This window comes from Ruegeria sp. E8, assembly GCF_056533985.1.
The window spans coordinates 164574-177812 of record NZ_JBQFOY010000001.1 but is presented as its reverse complement, the minus strand read 5'-3'; the positions used below and the strand labels follow the sequence as shown (position 1 = coordinate 177812).

General features: G+C 57.2%; 15 protein-coding genes. 13 read left to right on the top strand and 2 right to left on the bottom strand.

Annotated features, from left to right (window positions below):
• The first annotated feature begins 5 nt into the window (after positions 1-5).
• The 13 genes from ACR0LF_RS00895 to ACR0LF_RS00835 all read left to right on the top strand — a co-directional run bounded on the left by ACR0LF_RS00895 (position 6) and on the right by ACR0LF_RS00835 (position 9727).
• On the top strand, positions 6-491 hold the full coding sequence (locus ACR0LF_RS00895) for a GpE family phage tail protein (RefSeq protein WP_480573592.1): 486 nt from the start codon (positions 6-8) through the stop codon (positions 489-491).
• On the top strand, positions 478-2883 hold the full coding sequence (locus ACR0LF_RS00890) for a phage tail tape measure protein (RefSeq protein WP_480573589.1): 2406 nt from the start codon (positions 478-480) through the stop codon (positions 2881-2883). The genes ACR0LF_RS00895 and ACR0LF_RS00890 overlap by 14 nt, the downstream gene beginning before the upstream one ends.
• On the top strand, positions 2883-3314 hold the full coding sequence (locus ACR0LF_RS00885; protein WP_480573586.1) for a phage tail protein: 432 nt from the start codon (positions 2883-2885) through the stop codon (positions 3312-3314). The genes ACR0LF_RS00890 and ACR0LF_RS00885 overlap by 1 nt, the downstream gene beginning before the upstream one ends.
• The gene (locus ACR0LF_RS00880; RefSeq protein WP_480573583.1) at positions 3311-3514 is read left to right on the top strand and encodes a tail protein X; all 204 of its coding nucleotides are present in this window, start codon (positions 3311-3313) and stop codon (positions 3512-3514) included. The genes ACR0LF_RS00885 and ACR0LF_RS00880 overlap by 4 nt, the downstream gene beginning before the upstream one ends.
• Before the next feature lie 3 nt (positions 3515-3517).
• Complete coding sequence (locus ACR0LF_RS00875) at positions 3518-4498, top strand: contractile injection system protein, VgrG/Pvc8 family (protein WP_480573580.1); 981 nt, start codon at positions 3518-3520, stop codon at positions 4496-4498.
• Positions 4495-4881 carry a hypothetical protein gene (locus ACR0LF_RS00870; RefSeq protein ID WP_480573578.1) on the top strand — a complete coding sequence of 129 codons (387 nt, stop codon included), beginning with the start codon at positions 4495-4497 and terminating at the stop codon, positions 4879-4881. The genes ACR0LF_RS00875 and ACR0LF_RS00870 overlap by 4 nt, the downstream gene beginning before the upstream one ends.
• An 82-nt stretch (positions 4882-4963) precedes the next feature.
• Positions 4964-6481 carry a pentapeptide repeat-containing protein gene (locus tag ACR0LF_RS00865; protein ID WP_480573575.1) on the top strand — a complete coding sequence of 506 codons (1518 nt, stop codon included), beginning with the start codon at positions 4964-4966 and terminating at the stop codon, positions 6479-6481.
• 151 nt (positions 6482-6632) lie between these two features.
• Complete coding sequence (locus tag ACR0LF_RS00860; RefSeq protein ID WP_480573572.1) at positions 6633-6968, top strand: hypothetical protein; 336 nt, start codon at positions 6633-6635, stop codon at positions 6966-6968.
• A 34-nt stretch (positions 6969-7002) separates the two neighbouring features.
• Complete coding sequence (locus tag ACR0LF_RS00855) at positions 7003-7293, top strand: hypothetical protein (protein ID WP_480573570.1); 291 nt, start codon at positions 7003-7005, stop codon at positions 7291-7293.
• Positions 7294-7511: 218 nt separating this feature from the next.
• Positions 7512-7934, top strand: a complete 423-nt coding sequence (locus tag ACR0LF_RS00850; RefSeq protein WP_480573567.1) for a DUF2852 domain-containing protein — start codon at positions 7512-7514, stop codon at positions 7932-7934.
• Positions 7935-7998: 64 nt separating this feature from the next.
• Entirely contained in the window at positions 7999-8430 is a 432-nt protein-coding gene (locus ACR0LF_RS00845) for an RDD family protein (RefSeq protein WP_480573564.1), read from the top strand.
• A gap of 75 nt (positions 8431-8505) precedes the next feature.
• Positions 8506-9330: an arginyltransferase gene (locus ACR0LF_RS00840; RefSeq protein ID WP_480573561.1), complete on the top strand. Its 825-nt coding sequence runs from the start codon at positions 8506-8508 to the stop codon at positions 9328-9330.
• A gap of 7 nt (positions 9331-9337) precedes the next feature.
• Positions 9338-9727, top strand: a complete 390-nt coding sequence (locus ACR0LF_RS00835; RefSeq protein ID WP_480573558.1) for a VOC family protein — start codon at positions 9338-9340, stop codon at positions 9725-9727.
• 130 nt (positions 9728-9857) lie between these two features.
• Here the strand turns inward: ACR0LF_RS00835 and ACR0LF_RS00830 are convergent, their stop codons facing one another.
• On the bottom strand, positions 9858-12212 hold the full coding sequence (locus tag ACR0LF_RS00830) for a TRAP transporter large permease (RefSeq protein ID WP_480573555.1): 2355 nt from the start codon (positions 12210-12212) through the stop codon (positions 9858-9860).
• Positions 12213-12229: 17 nt separating this feature from the next.
• Positions 12230-13156 (bottom strand): TRAP transporter small permease subunit, encoded by a 927-nt coding sequence (locus tag ACR0LF_RS00825; protein ID WP_480573552.1) that lies wholly within the window; start codon positions 13154-13156, stop codon positions 12230-12232.
• Between the last annotated feature and the right edge of the window lie 83 nt (positions 13157-13239).

Genomic DNA, 13239 nt, shown 5'->3' with positions numbered 1-13239 from the left:
GCACAATGACCAAACCCGTCCAAACCCGCACTGTTACCCTGTCCAATCCACTTGAGATCGATGGCGAGAAAGTCACCGAGATCACCCTGCGCAAACCCAAGGCGGGAGAGCTGCGCGGGCTGAACATGGTGAACATCCTGCAGATGGACATCACTACCATGTTCAAGCTGCTGCCGCGCATCACTCGGCCGCCTGTCTCGGAACAGCAATTGTCGGCCGAGGTCGAGACTGAAGATTTCACTCAACTGGCAGGTCAAACCGTCGCTTTTTTTCGCCCGTCCCGGTCAGCTTCAGACGCCGGATTAAAGCTGCCCGAGGACGTGGAAGAGGCGATGGCTGACATCGCCTCAATCTTCCACTGGCCGCCAGACGTGATGGACAAGATGTCGATCGAGGAGCTGGCCCGGTGGCGTGAAAAGGCACGAGCGCGGGCTGAGGTGGACCCTGGTGTTCTGAATCAACTGACTGGAATGGCAAATGGCGGCCGCTGACCTGAACATTGCGATGATCCTGAAACTGGTGGACCAGGTCACACAGCCTGCGAAAACAGTCTTGGGATCTCTGGGCCGGATCGGTGACGCCTCGGAACAGATCGGCCGCGCCGGTGTGGACTGGTCAAACCGTCAGCTCGAAGCCAACCGCGCGCGGCAACAGGCCCTTCAGGGCGAGGCGCTTGGCGTCATTGCCCTGGGCGGCAGTCTTCTGGCCCTGACAGAACCGGCCATTCAGGCCGAGCGACGGTTGGCGGAGATTTCAAAGGTTGTCGATTTCAAAGGCGAGAACGGCTTTCAGCTCCTTGCTGACGATATCCGGGATCTGGTCACGTCTGATCTGGTCGGGGCAACGGCCGAAGGGATCACCGACATTGTTGCCGCCGCCGGTCGCATGGGCGTTGTCGACGAAAACCTGCCCGACGCCCAGAAGCGCGCCGAGCTGCTGAAGTTTGCAGCCGACGCCAGCAAGATGGCGATCGCCTTCGGGATCTCGGCCGACGAGTCGGGCGAGACATTGGCTAGGTGGCGCCAGAACCTTGGATTGTCCCATGAACAGGCGATGCTGCTGGGGGATGCCGTCAACCTGCTGGGCAACACTATGGCCACCAACGAGGCCGACATTCTTCAGGTGATTAATCGCCAGGGCGTGGTCGCCAAGACGGCCGGTCTGGCGACGGATGAAATCGCCGCACTCAGCGCAACGTTGCTCGCGGCCGGGGCACCGCCCGAGATTGCCGCAACCGGTTTGAAGAATTTCACCAACGCCCTGACCCGAGGCGAAAGCGCCACAAAGCGACAGCAGGAAGTCTGGCGGGCGTTGGGGCTGGATGCGACGGCTACGTCCAAGCTGATGCAGGAGGATGCCAGCGAGGCAATCCTGTCCGTGCTGGAAGCCTTCAAGGACATCGAACCCTACCGGCGCAACTCGCTTATCGGGGATCTGTTCGGGGAAGAAGCAAAAGGCGCGATCACACCGCTGGTCGAAAACACCCAGATGCTACGCGAGGCGCTGTTGAAGACCGCCGATGCGTCTCAGCTCGTCGGCCTGATGGAAGCGGAATATCAGCGCCAGGCGGCAACAACACACGCGCAGCGCCAGCAGTTCTTTGAGTATCTCAAAGGGCTGTCTGTGGTGATCGGTACGGTTGTCCTGCCCCAGCTTAACGAGCTGATGGCCACGGTCGCCCCGTTTGTCACCATGTTCACAGATTGGGCGCAGGCCCATCCTGAGTTGATCAGCCTTTTGTTCAAAGTGGCGGGTGGCCTGTTGGTCGTGAAATTCGGCGCGTTGGCTGCGGCCTTCGCCTTCACATCGATGATGGGTCCGCTCCTGCATGTGATCCGGACAGGAAGCTGGTTGTTGACCATTCTGCCCCGCATGGGGCGCTTGCTGGCAACTTTGACGGTTGGCCCGCTCAGCCGCCTTCTGCGATTGACGGGATTTCTTTCACGCCACCTGCTACGCTTCGGCCGACTGTTGGCGTGGCTGTCGGTTGCGCCGATCAAATGGGCAATCGCGGGTGCCGGGCTTCTTGGCAAAGCCTTGCTTCGCCTCGGGGCGATCGCGCGTCTCAACCCGATCGGGGTGCTGATCACAGCCATCGCCGGTCTGGCCTATGTCATCTATGACAACTGGGACCAGATTGTTTCCTACGTCACCGAGAAGATCGATCGCGTCCGCGCGGCCTTTGACGAAGGGCTGTTGAACGGTGTTCTTCAGGTGCTGGCCGAGTTCAACCCATGGCGTCTGATGATCGAAGGCGCGCAGGGGCTGATCGGCTATCTGATGGAGCTGGTCGGTGTTCCCGAACAGATCATCGCCCGCTTCAACGAATTCAGCCTGTGGGACACGGGTGTCAGTTGGATGCAATCCTTGTGGGATGGCATGCTCTCCCTGATCGATCAGCTCGTCGGCTCGATCGGGGAAAAGCTGTCAGCGCTCAAACCGCAATGGCTCAGCGATCTGCAGGGCTGGGTCGGTGGCGGCAACGAAGAAAGCATTCCCGGCCGGGACAGCGGCGGGCCGGTAAGGGCGGGCGTCCCTTACATGGTCGGAGAACGCGGTCGTGAGCTGTTCGTGCCCGGTGTCTCGGGATCGATCTTGCCCACCCGTGTCATTCAATCAGCTCTGGCGGCGTCAGCTCTGGCCGGTTCCGTGGCAAGCGTGGCACCGAACGCAAACGATCTGTCGGGTATGATCGACACCCGGCCGCCAATTTCGACCCTGTCGGGTGGCCTTCGTGGCGCGAGAGGTGGCGACACGTTCAACATCTCGATCGCGCCGCCGCCAGGAGCAGACCCGGCCGAGATCGCCCGCATGGTGCGGGAAGAGTTGGAGCGTCTGAAACGGGAACGCAACGCAGACCTTCATGACGGGGTGGATTACTAATGCAGTTTGGCGGTGTGATGATGGCCCTCGGTGTGTTCCGGTTTGGCATGTCGAACGGGGCCTATCAGAAGATGGCGCGCAGTGCCGGGTATCGCTGGACCGAGGTCAACCGGATCGGCCGGGAAGCCGCCCTGCAATACTCAGGCCAAAGCGCCCAGCAAATCACCATTGAAGGGGTCATTTACCCGCACTTCAAGGGTGGCTTGCGGCAGGTGGAATTGATGCGTGCGCAGGCCGCGTTGAAAACGCCGTTGATGATGGTCGACGGGTTGGGCTGGGTCTGGAAGCGCTGGGTCATTGTTCAGGTTGAAGAGCGCAAAAGCTACTTCATGGCTGACGGTGCGCCCCGCCAGATCGAGTTTTCTCTGACACTGAAATCCTACGGTCCTGATGCTCAGGGCCTCACAGGCTTGATTGGGAGGCTACTGTGACAACGTACCGAACTATCGACGGTGACATGGTGGATGATATCTGCAAGGCCCACTACGGCCGCGAGGATTTTGCCGTTGTCGTCTACGAATCCAATCCCGGCTTGGCAGCCATGGGGCCTGTCCTGCCGAAAGGGCTGGTGATCAACCTGCCGGTTGTTAAGCAAGACCCGGTTCGGACGCCAAAGCGGCTCTGGGGCTGACGCATGGAAGTCGATTATCGCATCCTCGCAGACGGCACTGACGTCACATCAGCTTTTCAGGATCGCCTGATCAGTATGACGATCACGGACGAAGCCGGGTCCAAGTCCGACACCGCGCGGATCAGCGTGGACAACCGCAACTTTCAAGTGGCTCTGCCCCGGACCGGAGCGGCGCTGGAAATAGCGAAGGGCTTTACCGGCAATCTGGTGTCGATGGGCCGTTTCGTGGTCGATGAGCTGTCGGGCGATTTCAACCCGGCCACGATTTCGATCGACGCAAAGGCGGCTGACATGCTGGGCGCAATCCGCGCCCGAAAAACGCGCGACTGGCCGGGTTTCTCGATCGAGCGCATCGTAACGCAGATCGCCGGGGAACATGGCCTGAAGGCAGTTATCAGCGACAGCCTGAAGACACAGGTCTTCAAGTATCTGGCGCAAACGTCGGAAAGCGATCTGAACTTCCTGACGCGGCTTGCGCAGGATCTGGATGCGGTTGCGAAACCGGCGGGTGGTGCCCTGGTCTTCGTCAAACGCGGCGAGGCCAAATCCGGCGATGGCAGCGCCCTGCCCGCCTTCAACTTTCACCTGTCTGATTTCACACGGGGCACGTTCGCAATCACCGGACGCCGCCGTTACGGAAGCGTCGTGGCTGAGTGGGCCGAACTGGGTTCGGCAGCGGTTCGCAAAGTGCAGGTCGGTGACAAACAACCCCAATTGGCCCTGCGTCACCCTCACAGCTCGGCCGAGGAAGCGCGCCGCGCCGCTCAGGCCGCGCTGGATCGGGCCAAGCGGGCGTCAGGTAAGATCAGCATGACCCTCGCCGGATTCCGTGGCGATTTGTCGGCCGAGGCAAAGGTCCACTTGCGCGGGGTAAACCCCGAGTTGGAAGGCGAATGGCTGGTGACCCGTGTTACCCGCCGCTTGGCCAGCACCCTGACCACCAGTTTTGAAGCCGAAAGAGACAACGAAAAGGCAAAGTCATGAAGCGACCCAGTTTTGACGATCTGACCGAAGAGCAAAAACAGAATTTCGGCAACGGCGTCGGCCCGTTCTGGCTGCCGGACAGGATTCGGAAACTGATCACGCACACCGCCAGTTGGTTCTTCAAGGATGCAAGCTGGCGGCACCACGACTTCGGCTATGTGGTCGGCGGTGATCGTTGGGATCGCGCCCGTTGTGACTGGAAGTTCTTTGTTGCCATGACCAAAGACGCGCTGACGCAACGCTGGCCTTTCGCCCTGGTCGCCATCCCGGCCGCTCTTGTTCTGTCGGTCGTGTTCTACGTCGCCGTGCGGATCGGCGGGCAATTCGGTTCGTTTGAGTACCGGGACGGATATGCAAGCTTGCGACAGGTACTTACGGGCTAATTTCTCGTCGGAAAAGTTGTGCTGTCCTTACTTGCTGAATTGAACGCGAGCGGCAATATTACGTGAAATTTTTGAGGTGTTTATGTCCGAAGAGAACCGACCGAACGGCGTAAAATGGCTGTGGCCCTACATTGAAACCAGCTTTGAAAAGACCCGGATTTTGGGTCAGATTCTTGGGTTTCTAATATTCATTTTGGGTTTGTATTTTGCAATTACCTTCCTCGGTATTCTCGACAACTTGTTTGCGGCGGCTTTCAACTTAGGCCCATATGAAGGGAAACCTACCGATGAGGCTATTCGAAACATAGGTTTGGTTATTGTGGCAGCAATCGGCGCACCATTCGTGGCATGGAGATCGTGGACCGCAAAGCGTCAAGCTGATGTTGCGCAACAGGGTCACATCACAGATCAAATAAACACGGCAGTACAGGGCCTTGGTGCTGAAAAAAACGTAAGACGCCAAAGAACGAACAAAAAAGGCATACCGCTCTATGACACCGACAGAGCAGGTCAGCTTGACTACAAGAACCCAATTTTTCATGAAATCACTGAACCCAATTTAGAAGTACGTATCGGCTCTATCTATGCTCTTGAACGAGTTGCCAAGGAAAGCGCGTCAGATCGCGCACAGATACTCGAAATTTTAGTAACCTATGTAAACAACAACTCTCACAAAGCCGACGAATTCCCTTATCCGCCACTTGTCAGGTTCAATACAGACGAAGATGACTCTGAGATTGCAAAACGCTTTGATCCATTTAATCAAGAATCTACTCGTGCCTGGGCGCAGAAACTGAAAAGACCCCGTCCTGACACACAGGCGGCCATCTCCGTTATCAATAGGTGCGTTGAAAGGTTTAGCGGACAGAAATCTGCTTTCGTGACATCCTCAATGAAGTTTACAGGTGCCAATCTGCAGAAAGTCGATTTTGCAGGAGTTAACTTGTGCGAAGCGACATTCGAAGAGTGTCAGCTTGACGGAGCCAATTTCCAAGGTTCCGATCTTACAGGCGTCAGATTTAAGTTCTGTTCGTTGATAGGGGCTCAACTCGACAATGCCGTGCTGACACGAACAGACTTTTTTTGTTGCAACTTTGAAGGAGGGTCAGCAACAAATATTCATCACATGGAAGGTTGTCACTTCTTTAGCAGTGAGTGTTCTGGGAGTAGTTTTTCAGGTTCTGACCTGTCGGATGCTCGGTTTTCCGTAACGGCACGCAAAGCCGATTTTCGCGTGGAAAAAATGGATAACACAAGTTTCTCAATGTGTGACATTCGAGATGGAAACATCAGTGCCTTTTCAATGAACGGCCTCCATATTTTTAGTTCGTGGGTACCTCAATCTGGTGTTCAACTTTTGGAACGTGTGGACCATGGTAACGGCGGGATTTCCGCGCAGGTGAAACAAAAAGTTCGTTTGTTTGCGCATCCAAGTTCTCCGAATTCTGTATATTCGGAACGCCCTTTTCGTTTTGACGACGAAACCGTAGAAATTGATCAAGGTGATGTGGAGCTGTTCGATCCAAAGCCCGCTCCTCAAGTGACACACACAACCGTCATACGCATCGGTGCGACCGAGCAGGATCCAAGGAAAGGCTAAATTTGGCCTGAAAGAACTTAAGAACAAGAATTTGCTCCAGAAGCGTTCGCTACAGGAATCTGACCACTTCTTTCGTTGGGACAGGCCAAACTAGGCGATCTGCGTGCCTCCAATTTCAAACTCGACTGATTGAACGAAGGAACCCCGTTTCATGAAAATGGCAACATCGGCCGCTCTGGCACTCGCTCTGACCACAACCCAAACTGCCGCACAGGACGCGGCACCGGATGCGTGGATCACTGAGGCCACATGCGCCGATGTGCTGAAGCGAATTGACAACCCGATGGACAACACCGGGCTGTCATCCCCCGTTTCCGGGATCGCCTATCTGGGCGCAGCGATCGGCTTTTTGGAAGGCTACCGCACCGCCCAGGGCGCGAGTTTGTCAGCGGCGACGTTTAAAGAGAATGTGTTTAAATCCTGCGCCTCGACCCCACAAGCACCGTTTAAAGAGATCGTTGAAACGGTCGCACCGGACGCCAGTTAAACACCAAGCCCGCCTGAATGAAGGAAACTAAGACGTGCGCAAGTGGCCCAATACCATCCCTTACGACCTGGAATGCGAGATGCAGGCGCGCGATGCGATGGACTGGCAGTCCGCCCTACGTGCCTGGGCCAAAACCCACAAGCTCCACCTGAAGCTCCTATGGTTCGCGGATCTGAAAAGAGAGATGGCCACTCTGGAAAGCTTCCGTTTTACAGCGGGATCGCAGGACAGATGGCTTCGGATCAAAGAGTGGCTGACGGCGAACAACGTCCCAGCCCCCGACGGCTTCCCTACCCGGCCGGAAATACCAACAGCGCGCTACTAGACCGAAATTCGCCAAAACGAGTTGCTGCAAACAACCGTGTCAAAATTTGAAAGAAACCGTGGCGCGCTACATCCATTCCGGCAACCTGCGGCTGAAGATCTTCGTCGTCAACCGAATTTCGGAATGTAAATCTTTTTCACATTATCCCCTTGCAACGTCAAACAGACACCCCATCTAGACAATGTGAAACGAATTTACATCAACCCAGGAGAGCTTTCATGACCGCACTGTCCGACCCCGCCGTCCCCGCAAATCCGGGATGGCTTTACCGAATTGAGGCCTGGCTGGATGACAAAGGCAAAGGGGCCTGGATCGCCGCAATGGTCCTTGGTTTCATCTTCTTCTGGCCCGTGGGCCTTGCCCTTCTGGCTTACATGATCTGGAGCAAACGCATGTTCAGCAAATCCTGCAGCCGTCGCAAATCCTGGCACAGCCACATGAGCGCAATGAAGCCATCAGGCAACAGCGCTTTTGACGCTTACAAAGCGGATACCCTGGCCCGCCTGGAACGCGAACAGCAGGACTTTGAAGCCTTCCTGCGCCGCCTTCGCGATGCCAAGGACAAGGCCGAGTTCGACCAGTTCATGGATGAACGCGCCCGCGACAACCATGAAGAAGACGGCAAAGGCGAACCCGCCTGACAGACCTTGCCCTGTCCCCGCATTCTGGGACAGGGTAATTTGACCCTTTTTTCGGACCTGACGTATGAACCACCTGCCTAACCCGGACACCCAACCGGAATTCTACGATTCTGTTACGACCAAGCGCTTTGTAGCGTGGCTGTTCGATGTCGCCTTTATCTCGCTGCTTTGCACGGTGGCGATCCTGTTGACGGCCGGCCTGGGTCTGTTCTTTCTGGCCCTGATCTACGCAATTGTCAGCTTCGTCTACCGCGTGGTGACAATCACCAACGGCTCAGCCACGCTGGGGATGCGCTTCATGGGGATCGAGCTTCGTGACGCGTTTGGCGAGCGGATGGATATGGGCAAGGCGATCGCCCACACAGCCGGTTATTTCGTCAGCATGGCCTTCGCCGTGATCCAGATCATCTCGGTGATCATGATGTTGACCAGCGCCCGCGGCCAGGGTCTGACCGACAGTTTTCTGGGCACGGTCATGATCAATCAAAGAGCCTGAGGCGCAGTTGCGTGAATCACTTGGCGGCCTCGGGAACGGTTGCTATCATCCGTCCCGAGGCTACATGGGATCTTCATGCGACACACGCTGCCAATTGCGCCACAATTCTATGTCACGGCCCCGCAACCCTGCCCGTATCTTGACGGCAGGATGGAGCGTAAGCTGTTTACCGCACTGCAGGGCGACGGTGCGGAACAGTTGAACAATTCCCTGTCGCAACAGGGATTTCGGCGATCCCAGAATGTGCTCTACCGCCCTTCTTGTACCGATTGCGCAGCCTGCTTGTCAGCCCGGATCGACGTCTCGGCCTTCCGCCCGACCAAAAGCCAGAAACGCGCGGTAAAACGCAATGGGTATCTGCAACGCCGCGCAACTTCGCCCTGGGCCACGGACGAGCAATACGAGTTGTTCCGCCGTTATCTCGACACCCGGCACGCCGATGGTGGTATGGCCGACATGGACGTGTTCGAATTCGCGGCCATGATCGAAGAAACTCCGATCCGAAGCCGCGTCGTGGAATATGCCGACCCGGAAACAGGTGACCTTATCGCTGTCAGCCTGACCGATGTGCTCGATGATGGGCTGAGCATGGTCTATTCCTTCTATGATCCAAATCAGCCTCAGAATTCTCTGGGCACCTATATGATACTGGATCACATTGACATCGCGCGCGAAGCCGGCCTGCCCTATATCTATCTGGGCTACTGGGTCCCCGGCAGCCCAAAGATGGGCTACAAAGCCAAGTTTTCGGGGCTTGAGGCTTATGTGCAGGGTCAGTGGCAAAAGATCAGCGACCCGAACGCGTTTTGCGGCTCGTCACAGCATCCCCTGTCTGCCGCTCCGATTGCCGAACAAGTCGCAAATATCCAGCTTCCAGACCGTCACCCGACCAAGGGCTAACCATCCCATGAAACAGAACCTGCATGCCGTCACCCTTGTGGTGCCGGATTACGATGACGCCATCTCGTTTTATACGCAGACCCTCAGCTTCCAACTCCTGAAGGATATCGACCTTGGGAAAGGCAAACGCTGGGTCCTGATCGCACCACCGGGGTCCGACGGCAGCGCCCTTCTACTGGCCAAGGCCGACGGACCAAAACAGCACGCCGCCATCGGAAATCAGACCGGAGGCCGCGTCGGTTTCTTTCTGCAAACCGATGATTTCCATCGCGATTACACAGAGATGCTTTTCAAAGGCGTCCGCTTCGAAGAGGCCCCACGCCACGAGCCCTATGGCAGTGTCGCCGTCTGGTGCGATCCCTTCGGCAATCGCTGGGACCTGATCCAATTCTCCTGATCCGCCCCTTCATCTGGCCAAAAATATCCCGGGGATGAATTGGCCGCAGGCCAAGAAGGGGCTGGCCCCTTCCCTGATCCGATAAAGAAAAGGGGGCCACCAGGCCCCCTTTGCATTTAGCTCAACCAGATCAGTTCGGGATCAGATCTGGCACAATTGTGACAATCGCCGGGAAGAACCACAGAATCGCGATCCCCACCACCTGGATCAGAACAAACGGTGTGATCCCGCGATAGATATGGCCGGTCGTGACCTCTTTCGGCGCCACCCCTCGCAAGTAGAACAGTGCGAACCCGAACGGCGGCGTCAGGAACGACGTCTGCAGGTTCACCGCAACCATGATCGTCACCCATTTCGGATCAAACGACCCGCCATAAATCACCGGGCCCACGATGGGGATCACGATGTAGATGATCTCGAGGAAATCCAGCACAAAGCCCAGAATAAACAGCACCAGCATCACGATCAGGAAGACCGTGAACTCGTTGTCGAAGCTCTTCAGGAATTGCTGGATATAGTGCTCCCCCCCAAACGAAATCACCACAAGGTTCAGCAATTGCGATCCGATCAGGATGGTGAACACCATCGAGGTCACCTTGGCGGTCTCGCGCACCACCGGGGTCAAAACGCCGCTGGAATACAGCACCCAGCACCCGAACAGCAGCCCGAACAAGGCATACAGATAGGCCGCATAGGCAATGATGAAGGCGACCCAGGTTTCAAGCGCCACATTGCCCTGATTGATGCGCAGGTCAAAGTTGACCCCCATCAGCAACGCAATGATCACCGCAAAGGTCGACCAGATGATCACTTTGCCCGACCGGCCCTGATCCTGCAGCTTGCGATAAGCCGCCAGCATGATCGCTCCACCCGCACCCAGCGCGGCTGCAGGTGTCGGGTTGGTAACACCGCCAAGGATCGATCCCAGCACGGCAATGATCAGAACCAGCGGTGGAAAGACGACGCGGATCAGATCATTCGTGGCACAGCGCGCTGCCGCCTCCTTACAGCCATACATGGCCAGCGCAAACGGCAAGGCAAGCAACAGGAAGGTCGCGCCTGAGGATGTCGTCGGCGAGATCATCAGGATATCCACCAACACCATCAGCAACAGACCTATCGCCCCAAGGATCAGCGGCAGCGGCGCGCGCGATGGTGCGATGCCACGTCCCAGAACCAGCGTCAGGCCAAGCAGAACAACGGTGATCGCAACACCGGTGCCGATTGGCGCGGCTGCTGCAATCCTTTCCTGCTGCGCGGCGGCCAGCTCTTCCTCGGTCAGGCGCTGCGATTCAGTTGTGCCACCTGCCGCGTCAATGGCTTCCTGCTCGGCGACGGCTTGATCCCAGGCCGCCTGTCCATGCAGGTCGATCATCGACAGTTTGCATTCTTCTGACACATTGGTGCGCAGGGATGCGCCCTGCCCGATGTCCGAGAAGGCCGAGACCGAAATGTTCTGGCTTCCAATCACGCCCACATTGCCCAGCAGCACCGCACCGACGATCAGCGCGACCGGTGCACCCAAAAGCCAGGTTAGGCCTTCGGACCGGGTGATCGGCTCACCCGATCCACCCGACATTGCAACGGCAGGTGCCTTGTGTGGATTGAGCAACGCATAGCCAAACGCATACAGCGCATAAAGCAGGGCCAGCATGATCCCCGGCAACAACGCGGCCTGGAACAATGTCCCGACCGAGACAACCGCAGGTTCCCCCAGATAGGTCAGCGCATCGGTACACCCGGCCTCAACAGCCCGCGTCTCCTGCGCCGTCGAATACAGATCACCTGCCAGTGTGCCCAGCAGAACGATCACGATCGACGGCGGAATGATCTGCCCCAGCGTACCCGAGGCCGCGATCACACCCGTCGCAAGTTCAGGTGAGTAGTTGTTCCGCAACATGGTTGGCAGCGCCAACAGGCCCATGGTCACAACCGTCGCCCCGACGATGCCGGTAGACGCCGCAAGAAACGCCCCCACAACCACGATCGACACGGCCAGACCACCCGGCAGCGGACCAAACACGCGCGCCATGGTCGTCAGCAGGTCGTTCGCGATCTTCGAGCGTTCCAGCGTGATGCCCATCAGAACGAACATCAGCACGGCCAGCAGAGTCTCGATGGACTGGCCCGCCAGAACGCGTTCGTTCATGCGGTTTACGATGAACGAAACGTTGCGATCCAGCGCGGTTTCCCAGCCTGAAACAAAGACCGGCTCGGCTATCCTCGGTAAGTCCGGGTATCGGAACACGGAAATGACATCCGCCTTGACCCCGGAATTCACCAGATCCCGATAGGCTTGCGAGCTTGTGTCGATTGCCTGATGGATCAACAACCCGGCGCTGTCGAGCGCCGCAATGATCCCAAAGGAAATCACCCCGGCCCCGCCGATGGCAAAGGCCACCGGAAAGCCGGAAAGGATGCCCCCGAAGAGGCAGAAGAATACGATAATGAGGCCTATCTCGACGCCATCAAGTCCGAATAGCATTGTCTGGTTCTCCGTCCTTAATGCGCGCCTTCATAGGCTTCTTCGCCCTCACCAAGGCTGTCCTTGTCGAGGTATTTTCCGGTGCTTTCCGGTCCTTCCACATATTCCAGATACGACCGGTACAGGAAGGCAATGGCGTGCAGGAACACCATGGCTGCAAAGGCCACCAGAAGAATCTTGAACAGGAAGTAGGCATTGAAGCCATTGGGGCTGAACCCGATGGTCTCCACGTTCCAGCGCAGCGCGCGGGACTTGGCCACCAGACGGTCCAACGTATCACTGGCCGACGGCTTCGGCACAATCAGGTGCCGCCACATGAAAAACCAGCCATACATCCAGGTCAGTACCGCCATGGGCATCATGAACAGCAGCGCGCCCAGCATGTCGATCACGCGTTTGGCGCGGTGACTGATCCCGGCATAGATGAGGTCAACGCGCACGTGACCGCCCTGCACAAACGTATAGGTACAGCACAGGCACACGACCATGGCATTGTAGAGCTTCAGTTCCTCGGAATACCAGCTGATGTCTTTGCTGAGCGGAATACCAAACCCGAACGCCATGTCGGCCCGGGTAAAGATACGCTGCATGAAAACGATGATGATCTGCTGGATCACCATCAGCAGACCGGCCCAGGCAAAGAAACGCCCGGTGGTGTTTGCGAACCCTTCCAGACCCCGCACTATGGCCCACATGAAGTTCCGGTAATAGACCCCGACGGCCGTCAGAACCAGAAAGAAGGTGAACACCACAAAGAAGAATTCGACCGAACCGCCGTAATAGACAAAGCGCATGATCGACGCCTTGTCGGACCAGTCCAGCCAGAGCTGCGGATGCGTGATCGCGTATCCGAAATTATAGAAAGCTTCGGCAATGTTCTGAATGAACCAGACCAGTCCATTCCACAGGGCGCCGAAGAACGAGATACCGTTTTCGTCCTGCATGTTGTCCCCAGGTCGTCTCAGTTGCGCGTGGGATTATTGTTGCTTGCCCAAGCCCTTAGCGCAACGGGAAAGGTTTCCCCGCA

What these genes read in the sequence shown, in the direction of transcription:
- ACR0LF_RS00895 (WP_480573592.1), top strand. Translation starts at nt 6, where the DNA reads ATGACCAAACCCGTCCAAACCCGCACTGTTACCCTGTCCAATCCACTT.
- ACR0LF_RS00890 (WP_480573589.1), top strand. Translation starts at nt 478, where the DNA reads ATGGCGGCCGCTGACCTGAACATTGCGATGATCCTGAAACTGGTGGAC.
- ACR0LF_RS00885 (WP_480573586.1), top strand. Translation starts at nt 2,883, where the DNA reads ATGCAGTTTGGCGGTGTGATGATGGCCCTCGGTGTGTTCCGGTTTGGC.
- ACR0LF_RS00875 (WP_480573580.1), top strand. Translation starts at nt 3,518, where the DNA reads ATGGAAGTCGATTATCGCATCCTCGCAGACGGCACTGACGTCACATCA.
- ACR0LF_RS00870 (WP_480573578.1), top strand. Translation starts at nt 4,495, where the DNA reads ATGAAGCGACCCAGTTTTGACGATCTGACCGAAGAGCAAAAACAGAAT.
- ACR0LF_RS00865 (WP_480573575.1), top strand. Translation starts at nt 4,964, where the DNA reads ATGTCCGAAGAGAACCGACCGAACGGCGTAAAATGGCTGTGGCCCTAC.
- ACR0LF_RS00860 (WP_480573572.1), top strand. Translation starts at nt 6,633, where the DNA reads ATGAAAATGGCAACATCGGCCGCTCTGGCACTCGCTCTGACCACAACC.
- ACR0LF_RS00850 (WP_480573567.1), top strand. Translation starts at nt 7,512, where the DNA reads ATGACCGCACTGTCCGACCCCGCCGTCCCCGCAAATCCGGGATGGCTT.
- ACR0LF_RS00845 (WP_480573564.1), top strand. Translation starts at nt 7,999, where the DNA reads ATGAACCACCTGCCTAACCCGGACACCCAACCGGAATTCTACGATTCT.
- ACR0LF_RS00840 (WP_480573561.1), top strand. Translation starts at nt 8,506, where the DNA reads ATGCGACACACGCTGCCAATTGCGCCACAATTCTATGTCACGGCCCCG.
- ACR0LF_RS00835 (WP_480573558.1), top strand. Translation starts at nt 9,338, where the DNA reads ATGAAACAGAACCTGCATGCCGTCACCCTTGTGGTGCCGGATTACGAT.
- ACR0LF_RS00830 (WP_480573555.1), bottom strand. Translation starts at nt 12,212, where the DNA reads ATGCTATTCGGACTTGATGGCGTCGAGATAGGCCTCATTATCGTATTC.
- ACR0LF_RS00825 (WP_480573552.1), bottom strand. Translation starts at nt 13,156, where the DNA reads ATGCAGGACGAAAACGGTATCTCGTTCTTCGGCGCCCTGTGGAATGGA.